The following is a 16,564-nucleotide window of genomic DNA, read 5'->3' as shown; positions in this document are numbered from 1 at the left end:
CAGCACGGGCTCCGTGCTCGTGACGCTGTCGACGGTCCAGAGCGGGGGCGCGCTGGCGATCAACATCCATGCCCCCATCATGGCCCGCCCCGCGACCGGTGTGCCTGGTACGGAGAGTCCCAGGAAGTTCCGACGGCTGCCTGGCCGGCCCGGGAAGGCGCAGCGTGGAGCCATGACAACGACATTGATCACCGGGGCGAACAAGAGCCTCGGCTTCGAGACCGCCCGCCGGCTTGTCGCCGCCGGCCACACCGTGTACGTCGGATCGCGCGACGAGGCTCGCGGGCGCGCCGCCGCGACGGAGATCGGGGCGCGGCTGCTGGTCATCGACGTGTCCAGCGACGAGTCCGTGGCCCGGGCGGCGGCGCAGCTGACCGAGCTGGACGTGCTCGTCAACAACGCGGGGATCCGGGGCGCGCTCAAGTCGCCGGGGGAGCTGACGGCCGGCGACATGCGGAACGTGTTCGAGACGAACGTGTTCGGCGTGGTCCGGACCCTGCACGCGTTCCTGCCGCTGCTGGAGAAGTCGGCCGCGCCGGTGGTCGTGAACGTGAGCAGCGGCCTTGGATCGCACACGCTGGCGACGGATCCGGACAGCATCGCGTCGAAGTTCACGCCGGTCCTCTACGGGTCGTCGAAGGCGGCGCTGAACATGCTGACCGTGCAGTTCGCCAAGGCGTACCCGGGCATGCGGATCAACGCGGTGGACCCGGGCTACACGGCGACGGACTTCAACGACCACACCGGTACGCAGACGGTCGCCGAGGGCGCCGAGATCATCGTGCGGATGGCGCAGGTCGCCGCCGACGGCCCGACGGGCAGCTTCACCGACCGCCACGGCACCGTGCCCTGGTGACCGAGCCGGTCCTCGCGGCGCCGGGTGGTGGTGACCGAGCCGACCCCGCGGTGCCGAGCGCTGGTGACGGGACGGCCGGTCGGGGTATGACTGCGGCCATGGCTGACAAGGACCTGACTTCGATCCGCGAGACCGCCCTGGCGTACGCCGAGGCCGTCCGCACCACGCAGCGCTTCTTCGACCGGGTCGAGGACCTGGAGGACCCGGCCGTGCAGGCCGAGTACGTGACGCTGCTCCAGCGCGAGAAGGAGGCCCGCGACGCCCGCCTCGACGCCATCGACGCGGCCGGCATCGAAGCCCCCAGCGTCGACGGCAGCGACGCCGTCGGCTGAGACCGCCCCCAGCGTCGACGGCAGCGACGCCGTCGGCTGAGACCGCCCCCAGCGTCGACGGCAGCGACGCCGTCGGCTGAGACCGCCCCCGCGCCGGCAGAAGCGACGCCGTCGGCCGGGTAAGCGCAAGGCGCCGGCGAAGCGCGCGGCCGGACGGGCGGACGGCCGCCGCCGGCGGCGGCGGAGCGGCGGCCGAAACGCCGACGACAGGAAAATATCGGCGCGGATCGGCGGGAAACCCCCGATCCGCGCCGGTTCCGGTACCAACTGACCGAAGATCCGACCCCGGCGAGGGCCGTAACCGGTTCCGGGCTGTGCAAGACTTCCGGACGTTCCCCCAGAACGCGAGGAGTGCCGTGACACCGATCGATGCTTACCGTGACCCTTCGCTCAGCGTCGATCAGCGGGTCGAGGATCTTCTGGGCCGGATGACGCTGGCCGAGAAGGCCGGCCAGATGCTGCAGCTCGACGCGCGCCGCGACCTCAAGGACGCCGTCACGGGCAAGCTCGCCGGCTCGATCCTGCACGCGTCGCCGGAGCGGATGCTGGAGGCGATCGACCTGGCCGCCCGCACCCGGCTGGGCATCCCGCTGATCACCGCCGAGGACTGCATCCACGGGCACGGCTTCTGGCCCGGGGCGACGGTCTTCCCGACGCAGCTCGCGCTGGCCGCCTCCTGGGATCCGGCGCTGGCCGAGCGGGTGGCGCGGGTCACGGCCGTGGAGGTGTCGGCGACCGGGATCCACTGGACGTTCTCCCCGGTGCTGTGCATCACGCGCGACCTGCGGTGGGGCCGGGTGGACGAGACGTTCGGCGAGGACCCGTACCTGATCGGGGAGTTCGGCGCCGCGATGATCCGCGGCTATCAGGGCGCGGGGCTGACCGACCCGACCGCGATCCTGGCGACCGCCAAGCATTTCGCCGGCTATTCGGAGACGCAGGGCGGGCGGGACGCCAGCGAGGCCGATCTGAGCCCGCGCAAGCTGCGCTCGTGGTTCCTGCCGCCGTTCGAGCGGGCCGCCAAGGAGGGCTGCCGGGTGTTCATGCTCGGCTACCAGTCGATCGACGGCGTGCCCATCACGGCGAACAAGTGGCTGCTCAACGACGTGCTCAAGGACGAGTGGGGCTTCACCGGCACGCTGGTCACCGACTGGGACAACGTCGGGCGCATGGTGTGGGAGCAGAAGGTCTGCGCCGACGACGTGGAGGCCGCCACGGTTTCCGTACGCTCCGGGAACGACCTGATCATGACCACCCCCGGCTTCTTCGAGGGGGTGCAGGCCGCGGTCGCGCGCGGCCTGCTGAGCGAGGCCGAGGTCGACGCCGCCGTACGCCGGATCCTGCGCGTCAAGTTCGAGCTCGGCCTGTTCGAGGACCCGCGGGCCCCGGACGCCGCCCGGCAGGCGGCCGTCATCGGGCATCCCGACCACGCCGCCCTCAACCTCGAGGTCGCGCGGCGCTCGCTGGTGCTGCTGCGCAACGACGGCACGCTGCCGCTGGGCGCCGAGCCGACGACCGTCGCGATCATCGGGCCGAACGCCGACGACCCGCAGTCGCAGCTCGGCGACTGGGCGGGCGCGTCCGGGCAGGTCGACTGGATGCCGGACGGCCAGCCGCGCGAGCTGATCGAGACGGTGCTGGACGGCTTCCGCGCGGTCGCCCCGGAGGGCTGGACGATCACCACCGCGCGCGGCGCCGACATCGAGCGGCTCGTGCCCGACCCGGCCGGCGAGTTCTATCCCGACGGGCAGCCGCGCCCGCCGATCTCGCGGCCGGCGCAGGCCGATCCCGCGCTGATCGCCGAGGCGGTCGAGACGGCCCGGGCCGCCGACTACGCGGTGGTCGTGCTCGGCGACACGGTCGCGCTGACCGGCGAGAGCAGATCGACCGCGACCCTGGAGCTGCAGGGCGGTCAGGTCGCGCTCCTCGAGGCGCTCGCCGCGACGGGTACGCCCACCGTGGTCGTCCTGATCAACTCCAAGCCCCTGGTCCTGCCGCCCGCCGCCCTGAACGCCGCCGCGATCGTGCAGGCCTTCAACCCCGGCATGCGGGGCGGCCGGGCGATCGCCGAGTTGCTGCTCGGCCTGATCGAGCCCAGCGGGCGCATGCCCCTGTCGGCCGCGCGGCACGCCGGTCAGCAGCCGATCTACTACAACCAGATCCGGGGCCAGCACGGCAACCGCTACGCCGACCTGACACAGGATCCGCTTTTCGCGTTCGGCGAGGGGCTGAGCTACACCACGATCGAGTATTCGGACCTGACCGTGCACACCCCGTCGGTCACCCCGGACGGCGTCGTCCGGGCGTCGGTCACCCTGGCCAACACGGGTACGCGTCCCGCGCTCGAGACCGTCCAGGCGTACGTCAGCGATCTGGTGACGAGCGTCACGTGGGCCTCGCGTGAGCTGAAGGCGTACAGGCAGGTCCAGGTTCCGCCGGGGGAGCGGGTGACCGTGGAGATCGAGGTGGCCGCGGCCGACTGCACGCTCGTGACGGCCGACGGGCGGCGGGTCGTCGAGGCGGGTGACTTCGACCTGCTCGTGGGCCCGGACTCGCGGCGCAAAAACCTCCTGCGCGCGGGCTTCCACATCTCGTAGGGTCGCGGCGTGCTGACGCCACCGGACTCCCTGCCCCCGGCCCTGCTGGCCGAGCGGTTCGGGCTGCACTCGCTGGAGTACGTGCCGGTCGGCTGGGGCAGTCACCATTGGACCGGCGTGGACGCGGCCGGGGCGACCTGGTTCGTGACGGCCGACGCCTTGTCGCCCCGTTTGTCGGCGGCGTTGGAGGCCGCGGCGGCCGTGGGCCTCGACTTCGTGGTGGCCCCCGTGGCCGGTCCGGTCCGCATCAACGACCGCTGGTGTGCAGCCCTTTATCCGTATTTATCCGGGCAGAGCTTCGCCTTCGGCGACTGGCCGTCGAGCGAGCACCGCGACGCCGTGCGCGACATGCTGATCCGGCTGCACACCGCGCCCGTGCCCGCGGTCGCCGGCGTGGACGACCTCGCGATCACCCACCGGGACGCCCTCGCCGGGGGATTCGTCACAGCCGGGCCGTACACTGATCGGGCCGCGGCGCTCATCACGGACCACGCGGCAGTGATTCGTGCTTTGCTCGCGCGCTACGACGACCTCGTGGCCGGGGCGGACCGCAGCCGCGACGTGCTCACCCACGGTGAGCCGCACCCGGGCAACACCATGCGCACGGCCACCGGGTGGAAGCTGATCGACTGGGAGACCGCGCTGGTCGCCCCGCCCGAGCGCGACCTCTGGTTGCTGGGCGGTGAACACTCGGCGTGGAGTGCCGCCACCGGGATGACGGTGGTGCCGGCGATGTTGATTCTCTACCGGCTGCGATGGATCATCAACGACCTGTGCGTGGATCTGCACCGCTTCCGCCGGCCGCACGCCGGGACCGTCGAGGACGCCGAGTCATGGAAGCTGCTGCACCGGAACGTGGTCGCCGGCGTGCCGGCGGCCTTGGAGTTCACCGATGGCTGAGCTGGAAGTCAAGACACTCGGGGCCGGGCGCATCGACTCGCCGCTGGGGGCGCTGCTGCGCGACCGCTCCAGCAGTGCGCACTACGTCGACGAGAACGACCGCGTCCTGCTCGACGACACCCTCTCGCTGCTGCGGGCGCACGGCGAGGGCGAGCCGCCGTCGTTCGAGCCGGGCGGGCCCCGCCGCAAGATCTTCTTCGACCCGTCGAAGATCCGGGTGGGCATCGTCACGTGCGGCGGCCTCTGCCCCGGCCTCAACGACGTGATCCGCGGCCTGGTGCTCAGCCTGACCAACCAGTACGGCGTGACGCGCATCATCGGCTTCCGCAACGGCTACCAGGGCCTGGTGCCCCGGCACGGGCGCAGCATCGTCGAGCTGACCCCGGAGTCCGTGGAGTACATCAACGAGCACGGCGGCACGATCCTGGGCACCTCCCGCGGCAACCAGGACCCCGACGAGATCGTCGACTGCCTCGAGCAGCTCGGCGTCAACGTGCTCTTCGTCATCGGCGGCGACGGCTCGATGCGCGGCGCGCTGAAGATCGCGGAGGTCATCGAGGCCCGGGAGCGGCGCATCGCGGTGGTCGGCGTGCCGAAGACGATCGACAACGACATCCCGTACATCGGGCAGTCCTTCGGTTTTCAGACAGCCTTCGGCAAGGCCGCCGAGTCGCTGCGCGCGGCCCACGTCGAGGCCGCCGGGCAGCCGGGCGGCATCGGGCTCGTGCAGCTGATGGGCCGGCACAGCGGCTTCATCGCCAGCTATGCCGCGCTGGCCAACAACGACGCCGACTTCGTCCTCATCCCCGAGGTGCCCGTCACCCTCGAGGGCTTCCTGCCCGCCCTGCGGCACCGGGTCAAGACCCGCGGCCACGCGCTGGTGGTGGTCGCCGAGGGCGCGGGCCAGGACCTCATGTCCGACGCCCAGGACCGCACCGACGCCTCGGGCAACCGCAAGCTCGCCGACTTCGGCCGCTTCCTGCGCGACCGCATCCAGGCCGACTTCGAGACCGCCGGCGACGAGGTCAACCTGAAGTACATCGACCCCAGCTACGCGATCCGCAGCGTGCCGGCCAACCCGTACGACAGCGTCTACTGCCTGCGCCTCGCCCAGGCCGCCGTGCACGCCGCCCTGGCCGGCCGCACCGAGATGGTGGTCGGCCAGTGGCGCGGCCGCTTCGTCCACGTCCCGATGCGCCTCGCCGTCTCCCGCCGCAACCAGGTCGACCCGGACGGCGACCTGTGGCTCTCGGTCCTCGAGGCCACCGGCCAGCCCCCGCTCTTCGGCGGCTGACCTGCCCGTCGAGCGGCCGCGCTCGATGGCCGGGAGAGCCTGGCCGCCTGCCCCGATCCTCCGCCGGGCGGCCAGGTAAATCGACTTTGCTGTATCTTTTCGTGGTGCCGCCACCGCCGCCCGGGGCAATTCTCTTTTACTCGCACTTTGTGGCAAACAAGGTGTATCGACAGTAGATGCTTTCGTGCCCATCGCGCCCCGGCGCTTGACGGGGTGCCGGGGCGCGAGAAACGTCGGAGGGCGCAGAATCATTTCGTCGGCGGGGGTGGGGAGGGAAAATGGCACAAGGTGTGTGGGAAATGCTGGACAACAATCCCGCGACACGGCAGACGGTGGCGGACGAGAAGGATCTGTATCAGCGGCACAACAGCGGTCGCGTCTTCCGGTTCACCGGCGTCCCGATCTCGGGTTGGGAGGAGCTGGACAACAATCCCGCCACCATCGACATCGTGGCCGACGGCGGTAATCTCTATCAGCGGCACAACAGCGGTCGTGTCTTCCGGTTCACCGGCGTCCCGATCACCGGCTGGGAGCTGCTGGACAACAATCCCGCCACCGTCGACATCGTGGCCGGGGGCGGGAACCTCTATCAGCGGCACAACAATGGCCGCATCTTCCGATTCACCGGCCCTGCGGTCGCGGGCTGGCAGGAGCTCGACCGCAACCCGGCCACCGTCGATATCGCGGCGTCCGGCGGGCTGCTGTATCAGCGGCACAACAATGGTCGTGTCTTCCGGTTCACCGGCACTCCGCTCACCGGCTGGGAGGAGTTGGACCGCAATCCGGCCACCGTCGACATCGTGGCCGACGGCGGGCTGCTGTATCAGCGGCACAACAATGGTCGTGTCTTCCGGTTCACCGGCGTCCCGATCTCCGGCTGGGAGGAGCTGGACCGCAATCCCGCCACCGTGCAGATCGCCGCGGGCGGCGGGAACCTCTTCCAGCGGCACAACAGCGGCCGTGTCTTCCGGTTCACCGGCGTCCCGATCACCGGCTGGGAGGAGCTGGACCACAATGCCGCCACCGTCGACATCGTCGCGGCCGGTGGGCAGCTCTATCAGCGGCACAACACGGGCGCCGTCTTCCGGTTCGTCGGCTGACCCCAGTGCCGTGCGCGGTCCCGCCGCCGGCGCAGTCTCAGACGAGACCGCCGGCGGCGGCGATCGTGTCGCCGGTGACCCAGCGGGCGTCGTCGCTTGCGAGGAAGGCGACGACGTCCGCGATGTCCTCGGGCCGGCCGAGCCGCCCCAGGGGCGTGCGCCCGAGCAGCGCGTCGTTCGCCCGGAAGTCCGGCGACAGGCCGTCGGTGTCGGTCAGCCCGGGCAGCACGGAATTGACGGTGATCCCACGGCCGCCCAGTTCCTTGGCGAGCACGCGCCCGAAATACTCCGTCGCCGTCTTCCCGCCGCCGTAGGCGGCGACATGCGGATTCGCCTCGCGGGTGTGGCCGGTGGAGATGTTGATGATCCGGCCCCCGTCGCGGAGCATTCGCGCGGCCTGCTGCATGGCCAGGAATGTGCCGCGGACATTGACGGCCAGGATGGCGTCCAAGGTGTCCAGCGGCAGGTCGGCCACCGCGCCGAAGGCGCGCACCCCGGCGTTGTTCACCACGATGTCGAGCCCGCCGAAGGCGCGGACCGCCTCGTCGAACAGGCGGGTGATGTCCTGCGGCACGGCGATGTCCGCCCGCACGGCCACGGCCCTGCCGCCGGTCCGCTCGATCGTGGCGACGACCTCCTTCGCGGCGTCCTCATTGCGCTGGTAATTGACGACCACGGCCGCGCCGTCGCGGCTGAGGCGCAGGGCGATCGCCCGGCCGATCCCCCGGGAGGACGCGGTGATCAAGGCTGCTTTCTCCATGCCTGAAACGATAGGAACGGCCGGGCGCAACTGTCCAATATGACCCTATTATGGCGGTGATAACGTTTCGTTATGGACATCTCCCTCAAGGGGCTGCGGTGCTTTGTGGCGGTCGCCGAGGAGCGCCATTTCGGGCGTGCCGCCGATCGGCTCGGGCTCGCGCAGCCCGCGGTCTCCCAGCAGCTGCAGCGGCTCGAGGCGGCGCTGGACATGACGCTGGTGCGGCGCGACGGCCGGGGCGTCGCGCTCACCGAGGCCGGGGCCGCCTTCCTGCCGCACGCGCGCGACACCCTGGAGTCCAGCCGGCTGGCGATCCGGGCCGGCGAGGCGGCGATCCGCGGGGAGGTGGGCCCGGTCACGATCGGCGTGACCCCGGGCGTCCCGTCCCATCGCCTCGCGGTGCTGATGCGGCGCGTCGCCGCCGCGCGGCCCGGCGTCCGGCTGCGGGTGCGCGAGACCCGGATCGAGGACGCCTGCGCGCAGCTGGCCGAGGGGACGATGCAGGTCGCGGTGACCAGCGGGTTCACCCCACCGGCGGTGCGCGCGCCGATCGAGGTGGCCGAGCTCGCCGCCGAGCCGCTCGCCGTGGCTCTGCACCGCGATCATCCGCTGGCGGCGCGCGAGAGCGTGCGGCTGACCGAGCTCGCCGGGGAGAGCTTCACCACCATCGCCCGGGACGCGGTGCGCGAGCAGCCCTTCGGCATCCACGGCATGTGTGAGCGCACGGGCTTCCGGGCACGCAAGTTCGCGGAGGTCGACGACGTGACCACGCTGCTGGCAATGGTCGCCACCGGGCTGAGCGCGGGAGCGCTGCCCCTGAGCATGGCGCGTTACGCGCCCCCGGACGTGGCCTTCGTGCCGCTGGCGGACCAGGAGCCGCTGCGCACGATGGTGCTCCACGACCGGCGGGCGCTTGCCCCGGCGTGGCATGACGTTATACGGTTCTCTGCATAGTCATGCGGAGGTAAGTATGGGAATCCGGGTCGCGGTCGCCGGGGCGAGTGGATATGCGGGGGGCGAGCTGCTCAGGCTCGTCGCCGGGCATCCCGAGCTCGATCTCGTCGCCGCCACGGCGCACTCACAGGCGGGCACGCCCGTCGCCGCCGTCCATCCTCAGCTCGCCGGGCTCGACCTGACGCTCGGGGCGACCGACGCGGCGACGCTGGGCGACGCCGATCTGGTGTTCCTGGCGCTGCCGCACGGGCAGTCGGCGGCGCTGGCCGCGCAGCTGCCCGGCGGGGTGAAGATCGTCGACCTGGGCGCCGACTTCCGCCTGCGCGACGCCGCGCTGTGGGAGCGCTACTACGGGGGAGCGCACGCCGGCACCTGGACCTACGGCCTGCCCGAGCTGCCGGGGCAGCGGGAGCTGATCGCCGCGAGCGACCGGGTGGCCAACACCGGGTGCTACGCCGCGACCATCAGCCTCGCGCTGGCGCCGCTCATCGCCGCCGGCGTGGCCGACCCGGCCGACGTCGTGGTGGTCGCCTCGTCGGGCACCTCGGGCGCCGGGCGCAGCGCGAAGGTCAGCCTGCTCGGCAGCGAGGTCATGGGCGACCTGAGCCCCTACAAGGTCGGCGCCCACCAGCACGTGCCGGAGATCAAGCAGGCGACCGGCGCCGACTCGCTGTCGATGACGCCCGTGCTGGCGCCGATGCCCCGCGGCATCCTGGCCACGGTGACGGCGAAGCCGGTCGGCCGGACGCACCCGCGGGAGGTGCTCGAAGCGGCTTACCAGAATGAGCCCTTCGTCCACGTGCTGGCGGAGAACCAGTGGCCGCACACGGCGGCGACGCTCGGGTCCAACTCGTGTCACCTGCAGGCGACCGTGGACGTCGACTCCGGCCGGATCGTCGTGGTCAGCGCCCTCGACAACCTGGGCAAGGGCGCCGCGAGCCAGGCCGTGCAGAACGCCAACCTCATGCTCGGGCTGCCCGAGACCCTGGGCCTGAGCGTCTTCGGGGTGGCGCCGTGACCGTCACCTCCCCGAAGGGTTTCCGGGCCGCCGGCGTCGCGGCCGGGCTCAAGGCCAGCGGCAACGCCGACGTGGCCGTGGTCGTCAACGACGGCCCCGACTCCACCGTGGCCGGCGTCTTCACCGGCAACCGGGTGAAGGCGGCGCCGGTGCTGTGGAGCCAGCAGGTGCTCAAGGGCGGCGTGGTCCGCGCGGTCGTCCTCAACTCCGGCGGCGCCAACGCGTGCACGGGCACACAGGGCTTCCGGGACACGCATGCCACCGCCGAGCATGTGGCCGCGACCTTCCGGGGCCTGGCCAAGCCGGTGCTGATGGGCGCCGGCGACGTGGCGGTCTGCTCGACCGGGCTGATCGGCGAGCGGCTGCCGATGGACAAGCTCCTGCCCGGCGTCACCGCGGCGATCAAGGGCCTCGACGGCCAGGGCGGCAGCCGGGCCGCCGAGGCGATCATGACCACGGACACCGTCGCCAAGAACGTGCATGTCGCCGGGGACGGCTGGTCCGTCGGCGGCATGGCCAAGGGCGCCGGCATGCTCGCCCCCGCCCTCGCCACCATGCTGGTCGTCCTCACCACCGACGCCGTGGCCGGATCCGAGGCGCTGAACGAGGCGCTGCGCGAGGCGACGCGGGTCACCTTCGACCGGATCGACGCCGACGGCTGCATGTCCACGAACGACACCGTGCTGCTGCTGGCCAGCGGCGCCTCGGACGTGCAGCCGACGCAGGAGGAGCTGACGGCCGCGGTCACCGCCGCGTGTCACGACCTGGCGCAGCAGCTCATCGCGGACGCCGAGGGCGCCACCAAGCACATCGCGATCGAGGTGCTCGGCGCGGCCAGCGAGGCGGACGCGGTGGAGGTCGGCCGCACGGTCGCCGGCAACAACCTGGTCAAGACGGCCTTCTTCGGCAACGACCCGAACTGGGGCCGGATCCTCGCCGCGGTCGGCACCACGAAGGCCGCCTTCGAGCCCGACCGCATCGACGTCGCGATCAACGGCGTGTGGATCTGCCGGAACGGCGCCGCCGCCGAGGACCGGTCCAAGGTCAACTTGTCCGAACGGGACGTGCGGGTCCAGATCCATCTCCACGAGGGCGAGATGGACGCCACCATCTGGACCACCGACCTGAGCCACGCCTACGTCCACGAGAACTCGGCCTACAGCACATGAGCCCGGAAGACAAAGCAGAGGTCCTGATCGAGGCCCTGCCGTGGCTGGAGCGGTACCACGGCAGCACGATCGTGATCAAGTACGGCGGCAACGCCATGATCAATCCCGAGCTGCAGCGGAAGTTCGCCGCCGACATGGTGTTCCTGCGCTACGCCGGCATCCGCCCGGTCGTGGTGCACGGCGGCGGCCCGCAGATCTCGGCGATGCTCACCAAGCTGGGCATCGAGAGCGAGTTCCGCGGCGGCCTGCGCGTCACCACCCCCGAGGCCATGGACGTGGTCCGCATGGTGCTGGTCGGCCAGGTCGGCCGCGAGCTGGTCGGGCTGATCAACCAGCACGGCCCGTTCGCCGTCGGACTGTCCGGCGAGGACGCGGGCCTGTTCACCGCCGTCCGCCGGCACGCGGTCGTCGACGGCGAGCCGGTCGACATCGGTCAGGTCGGTGACGTGGCCGAGGTGCGCACGGCGGCGGTCGACGACCTGATCGCCGCGGGCCGCATCCCGGTGGTGGCGACGGTCGCCCCGGACCGGGACGGCGTAGTGCACAACGTCAACGCCGACACCGCCGCCGCCGCGCTGGCCGTCGCGCTGCGAGCGAGGAAACTCGTCGTCCTCACCGATGTCCCCGGTCTCTACACCGACTGGCCGGACACGAGCTCGCTGACCAAGCGCATCGACGCCGGCGCCCTGGAAAAGCTGCTCCCCGGCCTCGAGGCCGGCATGGTGCCCAAGATGGAGGCGTGCCTGCGCGCCGTGCAGGGCGGCATCCCCGCCGCGCACGTGGTCGACGGCCGCGTTCCCCACTCGACCCTGCTCGAAGTCTTCACCCCGGAAGGAATCGGAACGATGGTGGTGCCGTCATGACCGGCAGTCTCGTCGAGCGCTGGTCGCAGTCGATGATGAACAACTACGGCGGCCCGGCGATCGGCCTGGTGAGCGGCGCGGGCGCGGTGCTGACCGCCGAGGACGGCAAGCAGTACGTCGACCTGCTCGGCGGCATCGCCGTCAACGCCCTGGGCCACGCCCACCCGGCGGTCGTGCAGGCGGTGACGCAGCAGGTGAGCACGCTCGGGCACATCTCCAACCTGTACGTCGCCGAGCCCACCGTCGCCCTCGCCGAGCTGCTGCTGGCCCTCGCCGGCCGCCCCGGCAAGGTGATCTTCAGCAACTCGGGCGCCGAGGCGAACGAGGCCGCGTTCAAGCTGTCCCGGCTCACCGGCCGCACGCACATCGTCGCCACCCAGGGCGGCTTCCACGGCCGCACGATGGGCGCGCTCGCGCTGACCGGCCAGCCCTCGAAGCAGGACCCGTTCCGGCCGCTGCCCGGTGACGTGACGCATGTCCCCTATGGCAGCACCAGCGCCTTGGACGCGGCCGTCACCCCGGAGACGGCCATGGTCATCCTGGAGCCGATCCAGGGGGAGATGGGCGTGGTCGTCCCGCCGCCGGGCTATCTGGCCGCGGCTCGCGAGATCTGCACCAGGAACGGCGCGCTGCTCGTGCTCGACGAGATCCAGACCGGCATCGGCCGTACGGGACACTGGTTCCACCACCAGAGCGAGGGCATCGAGCCGGACGTCGTCACCCTGGCCAAGGGGCTCGGCGGCGGCCTGCCGCTGGGGGCGACCCTCGCGTTCGGCAAGGCGGCCGGCCTGTTCACGCCGGGGTCGCACGGCAGCACCTTCGCCGGCAACCCGATCAGCTGCGCCGCCGGTCTGGCCGTCATCCGTACGATCGCGGGGGAGGGGCTGCTCGACCACGTCAAGCGGGTCGGCGAGCTGATCCGCCGCGGCGTCGAGGGCCTCAACCACCCGGTCGTCACCGGGGTCCGCGGCGCGGGCCTGCTGCTCGGCATCACGCTCGGCGAGCCGATCGCCAAGGACCTCGCCGCGAAGCTGGCCGACGCCGGCTTCCTCGTCAACCCGATCCAGCCCGACGTGATCCGGCTGGCGCCGCCCCTCATCATCAGCACCGAGCAGGCCGAGGCGTTCCTGGCCGCGTTCCAGGAGGTTCTCCCGTGACCAGGCACTTTCTCCGCGACGACGACCTCAGCCCGGCCGAGCAGCACGAGGTGCTCGAGCTGGCCGCCGCGATGAAGGCGGACCGGTTCGCGCGCCGGCCGCTCGCGGGCCCGAAGTCGGTCGCGGTGTTCTTCGACAAGGCCAGCCTGCGCACCCGGTTGTCGTTCGAGGCCGGCATCGCCGAGCTGGGCGGCAACCCGATCATCGTGGACACCCAGGCGACCCACTTCGGGCGCGGCGAGTCGCTGCAGGACGCGGGCCGGGTCGTGTCCCGCTACGCGGCGGCCATGGTCTTCCGCACCCACGGCGACGACCGGCTCGCCGACCTGTCGCGGGACGTGCACGTGCCGGTGATCAACGCGCTCACCGACGGCTTCCACCCGTGCCAGCTGCTCGCCGACCTGCAGACGATCCGCGAGCGGCTGGGTGCCACGCAGGGCCGCACCCTCACGTACGTGGGGGATGCCGCGAACAACATGGCCCACTCCTCCCTGCTGGCGGGCGCCACGGCGGGCATGCACGTGCGCGTCGCCGCTCCGGAGGGCTTCGACCCCGACCCGGCCGTCGTCGCGCGCGCCACCGAGATCGCCGCGAGCACCGGCGGCTCGGTCGCCGTGCTGCGCGACCCGGTCGAGGCCGCCTCGAAGACCGACGTGCTCGCCACGGACGCCTGGACGTCGATGGGCCAGGAGAACGACGGCAAGGACCGGCGTACGCCCTTCTGGCCGTACCAGATCAACCAGGAGCTGCTCGCCCACGCGGCGCCGGGCGCTATCGTGCTGCACTGCCTGCCCGCGCACCGCGGCGAGGAGATCACCGACGAGGTGCTCGACGGCCCGCAGAGCGCGGTGTTCGATCAGGCCGAGAACCGCCTGCACGCGCAGAAGGCGCTGCTGGCCTGGCTCCTGGAGGTCAACCAGGCATGACTGGACCCGGGACGCGTGCAGCGCGGCACGCGCGGATCGTCGACCTGGTACGGGACAAGGCCGTCCGCTCGCAGACGGAGCTCGCCGAGCTCCTCGCGCTGGACGGCGTCCAGGTGACCCAGGCGACGCTGTCGCGCGACCTCGAGGAGCTGCGCGCCGTCAAGACCGGCGGCGTGTACGTGATCCCCGAGGACGGCCTGCGCCCGCTGCGTCCCGTGGAACAGGCCCCGGCCCGCCTCGTCCGCCTGCTGCGCGAGCTGCTCAACTCGGTGGACGTCAGCGGCAACCTCGTGGTGCTGCGCGTCCCGCCGGGCGCCGCGCAGTTCCTGGCCAGCGCGCTCGACCGCTCCGGGCTGCCGGACGTGGTCGGCACCATCGCCGGCGACGACACCATCCTGGTCGTGGCCCGCGAGCCCGCCACCGACACCGGGTCCGGCGCCCGCCTCGCCGACAAGCTCACGGCGTGGAGCCGTACGGACAACGAAGGGACCCTGCCGTGATCGCGCAGCAGCCCGCCGTCGAGGCCTTCTTCCCCGGCTTCACGGACAACATGAAGAAGCTCCAGGCGCACGGCGTCGAGTTCTACCTCGCCTCCAACGACACCCTGCGCCCGCACCTCAACGAGGCGCCGTACGGGCACAAGCTGAACTGGCTCGACTTCACCGAGACGACCGGCTCCAAGGGCTGGGACACCAACGAGTTCCTCAACCTGTTCAACGTGATCAACGGCATCGCGTTCGGCGACCGGGGCATCCCGATGCCGCAGTGGGTGATGATCGACCTCATTCTCATGCCGTCGGCGGCCGTCATCGCCGCGCTGCCCCAGTCGTTGTTCACCGCGACGCTGGAGACCAGCGCGTTCGACGAGGAGACGAAGAAGCACCTGCGTGCCGTGTTCGAGAAGGCTCAGGCCAGCGGCTACAGCGGGCCGATCCCGATCGGTGGCTACTGCGCGAACCCCAGCGCGGCCACCGGCACCTGGGTCGGCTGGTCGCTGTGGTCCGTCATGACCAACGTCGGCCTCGGCCGCGCGCTCAAGGCCCTGGCGCTCAGCGTCTACCAGGCGAAGAAGCTCGACGGCGTGACCCAGTACGACAACACGGCCCTGCGCGTGCACACCCGCTTCGGCCGGCTGCAGATCATGGTCGCGACCGTGCCGTTCCACACCTCGCCCGGCTCGTTTGTCTACGAGAACGACTTCACCGCCGACCCCGTCCAGAGCCAGCCGGAGCCGACGTTCCTGCTGGACCCGTTCGACTACGAGCGCCAGCGCGCCATGCAGAAGAGCATCGAGGCGCGGGAGTCGCGCTTCTACGTGCTGCCCCCCGGCCACCTCGTGCAGGACGGGACCTCGTACGTCCCGATCCTCGAAGTCCCGATCGAAGGAATCTGATGTCCAAGCGCAAGATCGTCCTCGCGTTCTCCGGCGGCCTCGACACGTCGTACGCCCTCGTCTCCCTGCGCGAGCAGGGCTGGGAGGTGCTGACCGCCAACATCGACACCGGCGGCCTGCACAGCGGCGAGGCCGACGTGGTGCGCAAGCGCGCGGAGGAGCTGGGCGCGGCCGAGCACTTCGTCATCGACGCGCGCGAGGAGCTCTACTCGCGCGTGATCACGTACGCGGTCAAGGCCAACTATCTGCGCAACGGCGCGTACCCCTCGTGTGTCGGCGCCGAGCGGCTCGTGCAGGCGGAGAAGGTCGTGCAGGCGGCCCTCGACCACGGCGCGGACGCGGTGGCGCACGGCTCGACCGGAGCCGGGGCGGACCACGTGCGCTACGACTCGGTGATCCGCGCGCTGGCGCCGCAGATGGAGATCATCACGCCGATCCGCGACGAGCGGCTGACCCGCGAGTTCGAGCGGGACTTCCTGCTGCAGCACGGCTTCCACACGCCGGACAAGGTCACCACGTACTCGATCAACGAGGGCCTGATCGGCACGTCGATCGGCGGCAAGGAGACGTACGGGTCCTGGGACTACCTGCCCGAGGACGCCTGGACCTACACGAAGTCGATCGACGACGCCCCGGCGTCGGGCATCGAGTTGATCCTGGAGTTCGTGAAGGGCGAGGTCGTCTCGGCGACCACCCCGGACGGCGTGCCGATCGAGGGCACGGGCGGCGACGCCCCGAACTACGCGATCCTGCGCTCGCTCAACACCCTCGCGGCGGAACACGGCGTCGGCCGCGGCATCCACATGGGCTCGACGATGGTCGGCAACCTGGCCCGGGTCGGCTTCGAGGCGCCCGGCATGCTGACGCTGATCGCCGCGCACCGCGAGCTGGAGAAGCTGGTGCTCAGCAACCGCCAGCAGGCGACGAAGCTGCAGCTCGGCAACACCTACGGCGACCTGCTGCACGAGGCCGTCTACTACGACCCGATCCTCGACGACTTCCGCGCGTTCCTCGACTCGAGCCAGCAGCGCGTCACCGGCCACGTCCGGGTCAAGCTGGTCAAGGGCAACATCATCCCGCTGGGCAGCCGCAGCCCGTACAGCCTCTTGGACGCGGCCACCCGCCAGGGCGTCGTCTACGGCTACGGCTCGTCGCTGTGGACCGGCGAGCAGGCCCGCGCCTTCGCCCACATGTACGCCATCCCCGGCGCGATTGCGAAAAACGCGGGCCCCCAGGACAAGTGAG

The 16,564-nt window shown here is 71.4% G+C and carries 16 protein-coding genes; 15 read left to right on the top strand and 1 reads right to left on the bottom strand.

The annotated features are described in order from the left end of the window. Window positions 1-172 precede the first annotated feature (172 nt). The 6 genes from RBH18_RS17675 (at window position 173) to RBH18_RS17650 (ending at window position 7,079) form a co-directional block, all read left to right on the top strand. Window positions 173-856 (top strand): SDR family NAD(P)-dependent oxidoreductase, encoded by a 684-nt coding sequence (locus tag RBH18_RS17675; protein ID WP_306209072.1) that lies wholly within the window; start codon window positions 173-175, stop codon window positions 854-856. 98 nt (window positions 857-954) lie between these two features. Beyond that, the gene (locus RBH18_RS17670) at window positions 955-1,188 is read left to right on the top strand and encodes a hypothetical protein (protein ID WP_306209069.1); all 234 of its coding nucleotides are present in this window, start codon (window positions 955-957) and stop codon (window positions 1,186-1,188) included. 356 nt (window positions 1,189-1,544) lie between these two features. Beyond that, window positions 1,545-3,785 (top strand): exo-beta-d-1,3/1,6-glucosidase, encoded by a 2,241-nt coding sequence (locus tag RBH18_RS17665; protein ID WP_306209067.1) that lies wholly within the window; start codon window positions 1,545-1,547, stop codon window positions 3,783-3,785. Between the two features lie 9 nt (window positions 3,786-3,794). Further along, entirely contained in the window at window positions 3,795-4,685 is an 891-nt protein-coding gene (locus RBH18_RS17660) for a phosphotransferase (protein ID WP_306209065.1), read from the top strand. Beyond that, window positions 4,678-5,979 carry an ATP-dependent 6-phosphofructokinase gene (locus RBH18_RS17655; RefSeq protein WP_306209063.1) on the top strand — a complete coding sequence of 434 codons (1,302 nt, stop codon included), beginning with the start codon at window positions 4,678-4,680 and terminating at the stop codon, window positions 5,977-5,979. The genes RBH18_RS17660 and RBH18_RS17655 overlap by 8 nt, the downstream gene beginning before the upstream one ends. Before the next feature lie 278 nt (window positions 5,980-6,257). After that, a complete protein-coding gene (locus RBH18_RS17650) occupies window positions 6,258-7,079 on the top strand; it encodes an NHL repeat-containing protein (protein WP_306209061.1) in 822 nt (273 codons plus the stop codon). A gap of 37 nt (window positions 7,080-7,116) precedes the next feature. On the opposite strand, the gene RBH18_RS17645 is transcribed toward RBH18_RS17650, so the two are convergent. Continuing rightward, window positions 7,117-7,839, bottom strand: a complete 723-nt coding sequence (locus RBH18_RS17645) for an SDR family oxidoreductase (RefSeq protein WP_306209059.1) — start codon at window positions 7,837-7,839, stop codon at window positions 7,117-7,119. Window positions 7,840-7,911: 72 nt separating this feature from the next. Here RBH18_RS17645 and RBH18_RS17640 point away from each other — a divergent pair, with 72 nt between their 5' ends. The 9 genes from RBH18_RS17640 to argG are packed head-to-tail and all read left to right on the top strand — an operon-like array spanning window position 7,912 to window position 16,563. Beyond that, window positions 7,912-8,793, top strand: a complete 882-nt coding sequence (locus RBH18_RS17640; RefSeq protein ID WP_306209057.1) for a LysR family transcriptional regulator — start codon at window positions 7,912-7,914, stop codon at window positions 8,791-8,793. Window positions 8,794-8,809: 16 nt separating this feature from the next. Further along, on the top strand, window positions 8,810-9,811 hold the full coding sequence (gene argC / locus RBH18_RS17635) for an N-acetyl-gamma-glutamyl-phosphate reductase (protein ID WP_306209055.1): 1,002 nt from the start codon (window positions 8,810-8,812) through the stop codon (window positions 9,809-9,811). Further along, window positions 9,808-10,980, top strand: a complete 1,173-nt coding sequence (gene argJ / locus RBH18_RS17630) for a bifunctional glutamate N-acetyltransferase/amino-acid acetyltransferase ArgJ (protein WP_306209053.1) — start codon at window positions 9,808-9,810, stop codon at window positions 10,978-10,980. Before argC ends, argJ begins: the two co-directional genes overlap by 4 nt. Next, complete coding sequence (argB, locus tag RBH18_RS17625) at window positions 10,977-11,843, top strand: acetylglutamate kinase (RefSeq protein ID WP_306209051.1); 867 nt, start codon at window positions 10,977-10,979, stop codon at window positions 11,841-11,843. Before argJ ends, argB begins: the two co-directional genes overlap by 4 nt. Beyond that, a complete protein-coding gene (locus RBH18_RS17620) occupies window positions 11,840-13,000 on the top strand; it encodes an acetylornithine transaminase (protein WP_306209049.1) in 1,161 nt (386 codons plus the stop codon). Before argB ends, RBH18_RS17620 begins: the two co-directional genes overlap by 4 nt. Further along, a complete protein-coding gene (argF, locus tag RBH18_RS17615) occupies window positions 12,997-13,926 on the top strand; it encodes an ornithine carbamoyltransferase (RefSeq protein WP_306209047.1) in 930 nt (309 codons plus the stop codon). Before RBH18_RS17620 ends, argF begins: the two co-directional genes overlap by 4 nt. Continuing rightward, on the top strand, window positions 13,923-14,426 hold the full coding sequence (locus RBH18_RS17610) for an arginine repressor (protein ID WP_306209045.1): 504 nt from the start codon (window positions 13,923-13,925) through the stop codon (window positions 14,424-14,426). The genes argF and RBH18_RS17610 overlap by 4 nt, the downstream gene beginning before the upstream one ends. Continuing rightward, on the top strand, window positions 14,423-15,319 hold the full coding sequence (locus RBH18_RS17605; RefSeq protein ID WP_306209043.1) for a hypothetical protein: 897 nt from the start codon (window positions 14,423-14,425) through the stop codon (window positions 15,317-15,319). The genes RBH18_RS17610 and RBH18_RS17605 overlap by 4 nt, the downstream gene beginning before the upstream one ends. Then, on the top strand, window positions 15,319-16,563 hold the full coding sequence (gene argG, locus RBH18_RS17600) for an argininosuccinate synthase (protein WP_306209042.1): 1,245 nt from the start codon (window positions 15,319-15,321) through the stop codon (window positions 16,561-16,563). Before RBH18_RS17605 ends, argG begins: the two co-directional genes overlap by 1 nt. Window position 16,564: the final 1 nt, after the last annotated feature.

This window comes from Actinoplanes oryzae, assembly GCF_030757795.1.
Classification (GTDB): domain Bacteria; phylum Actinomycetota; class Actinomycetes; order Mycobacteriales; family Micromonosporaceae; genus Actinoplanes.
This window is presented reverse-complemented; position numbering and strand designations above follow the sequence as displayed.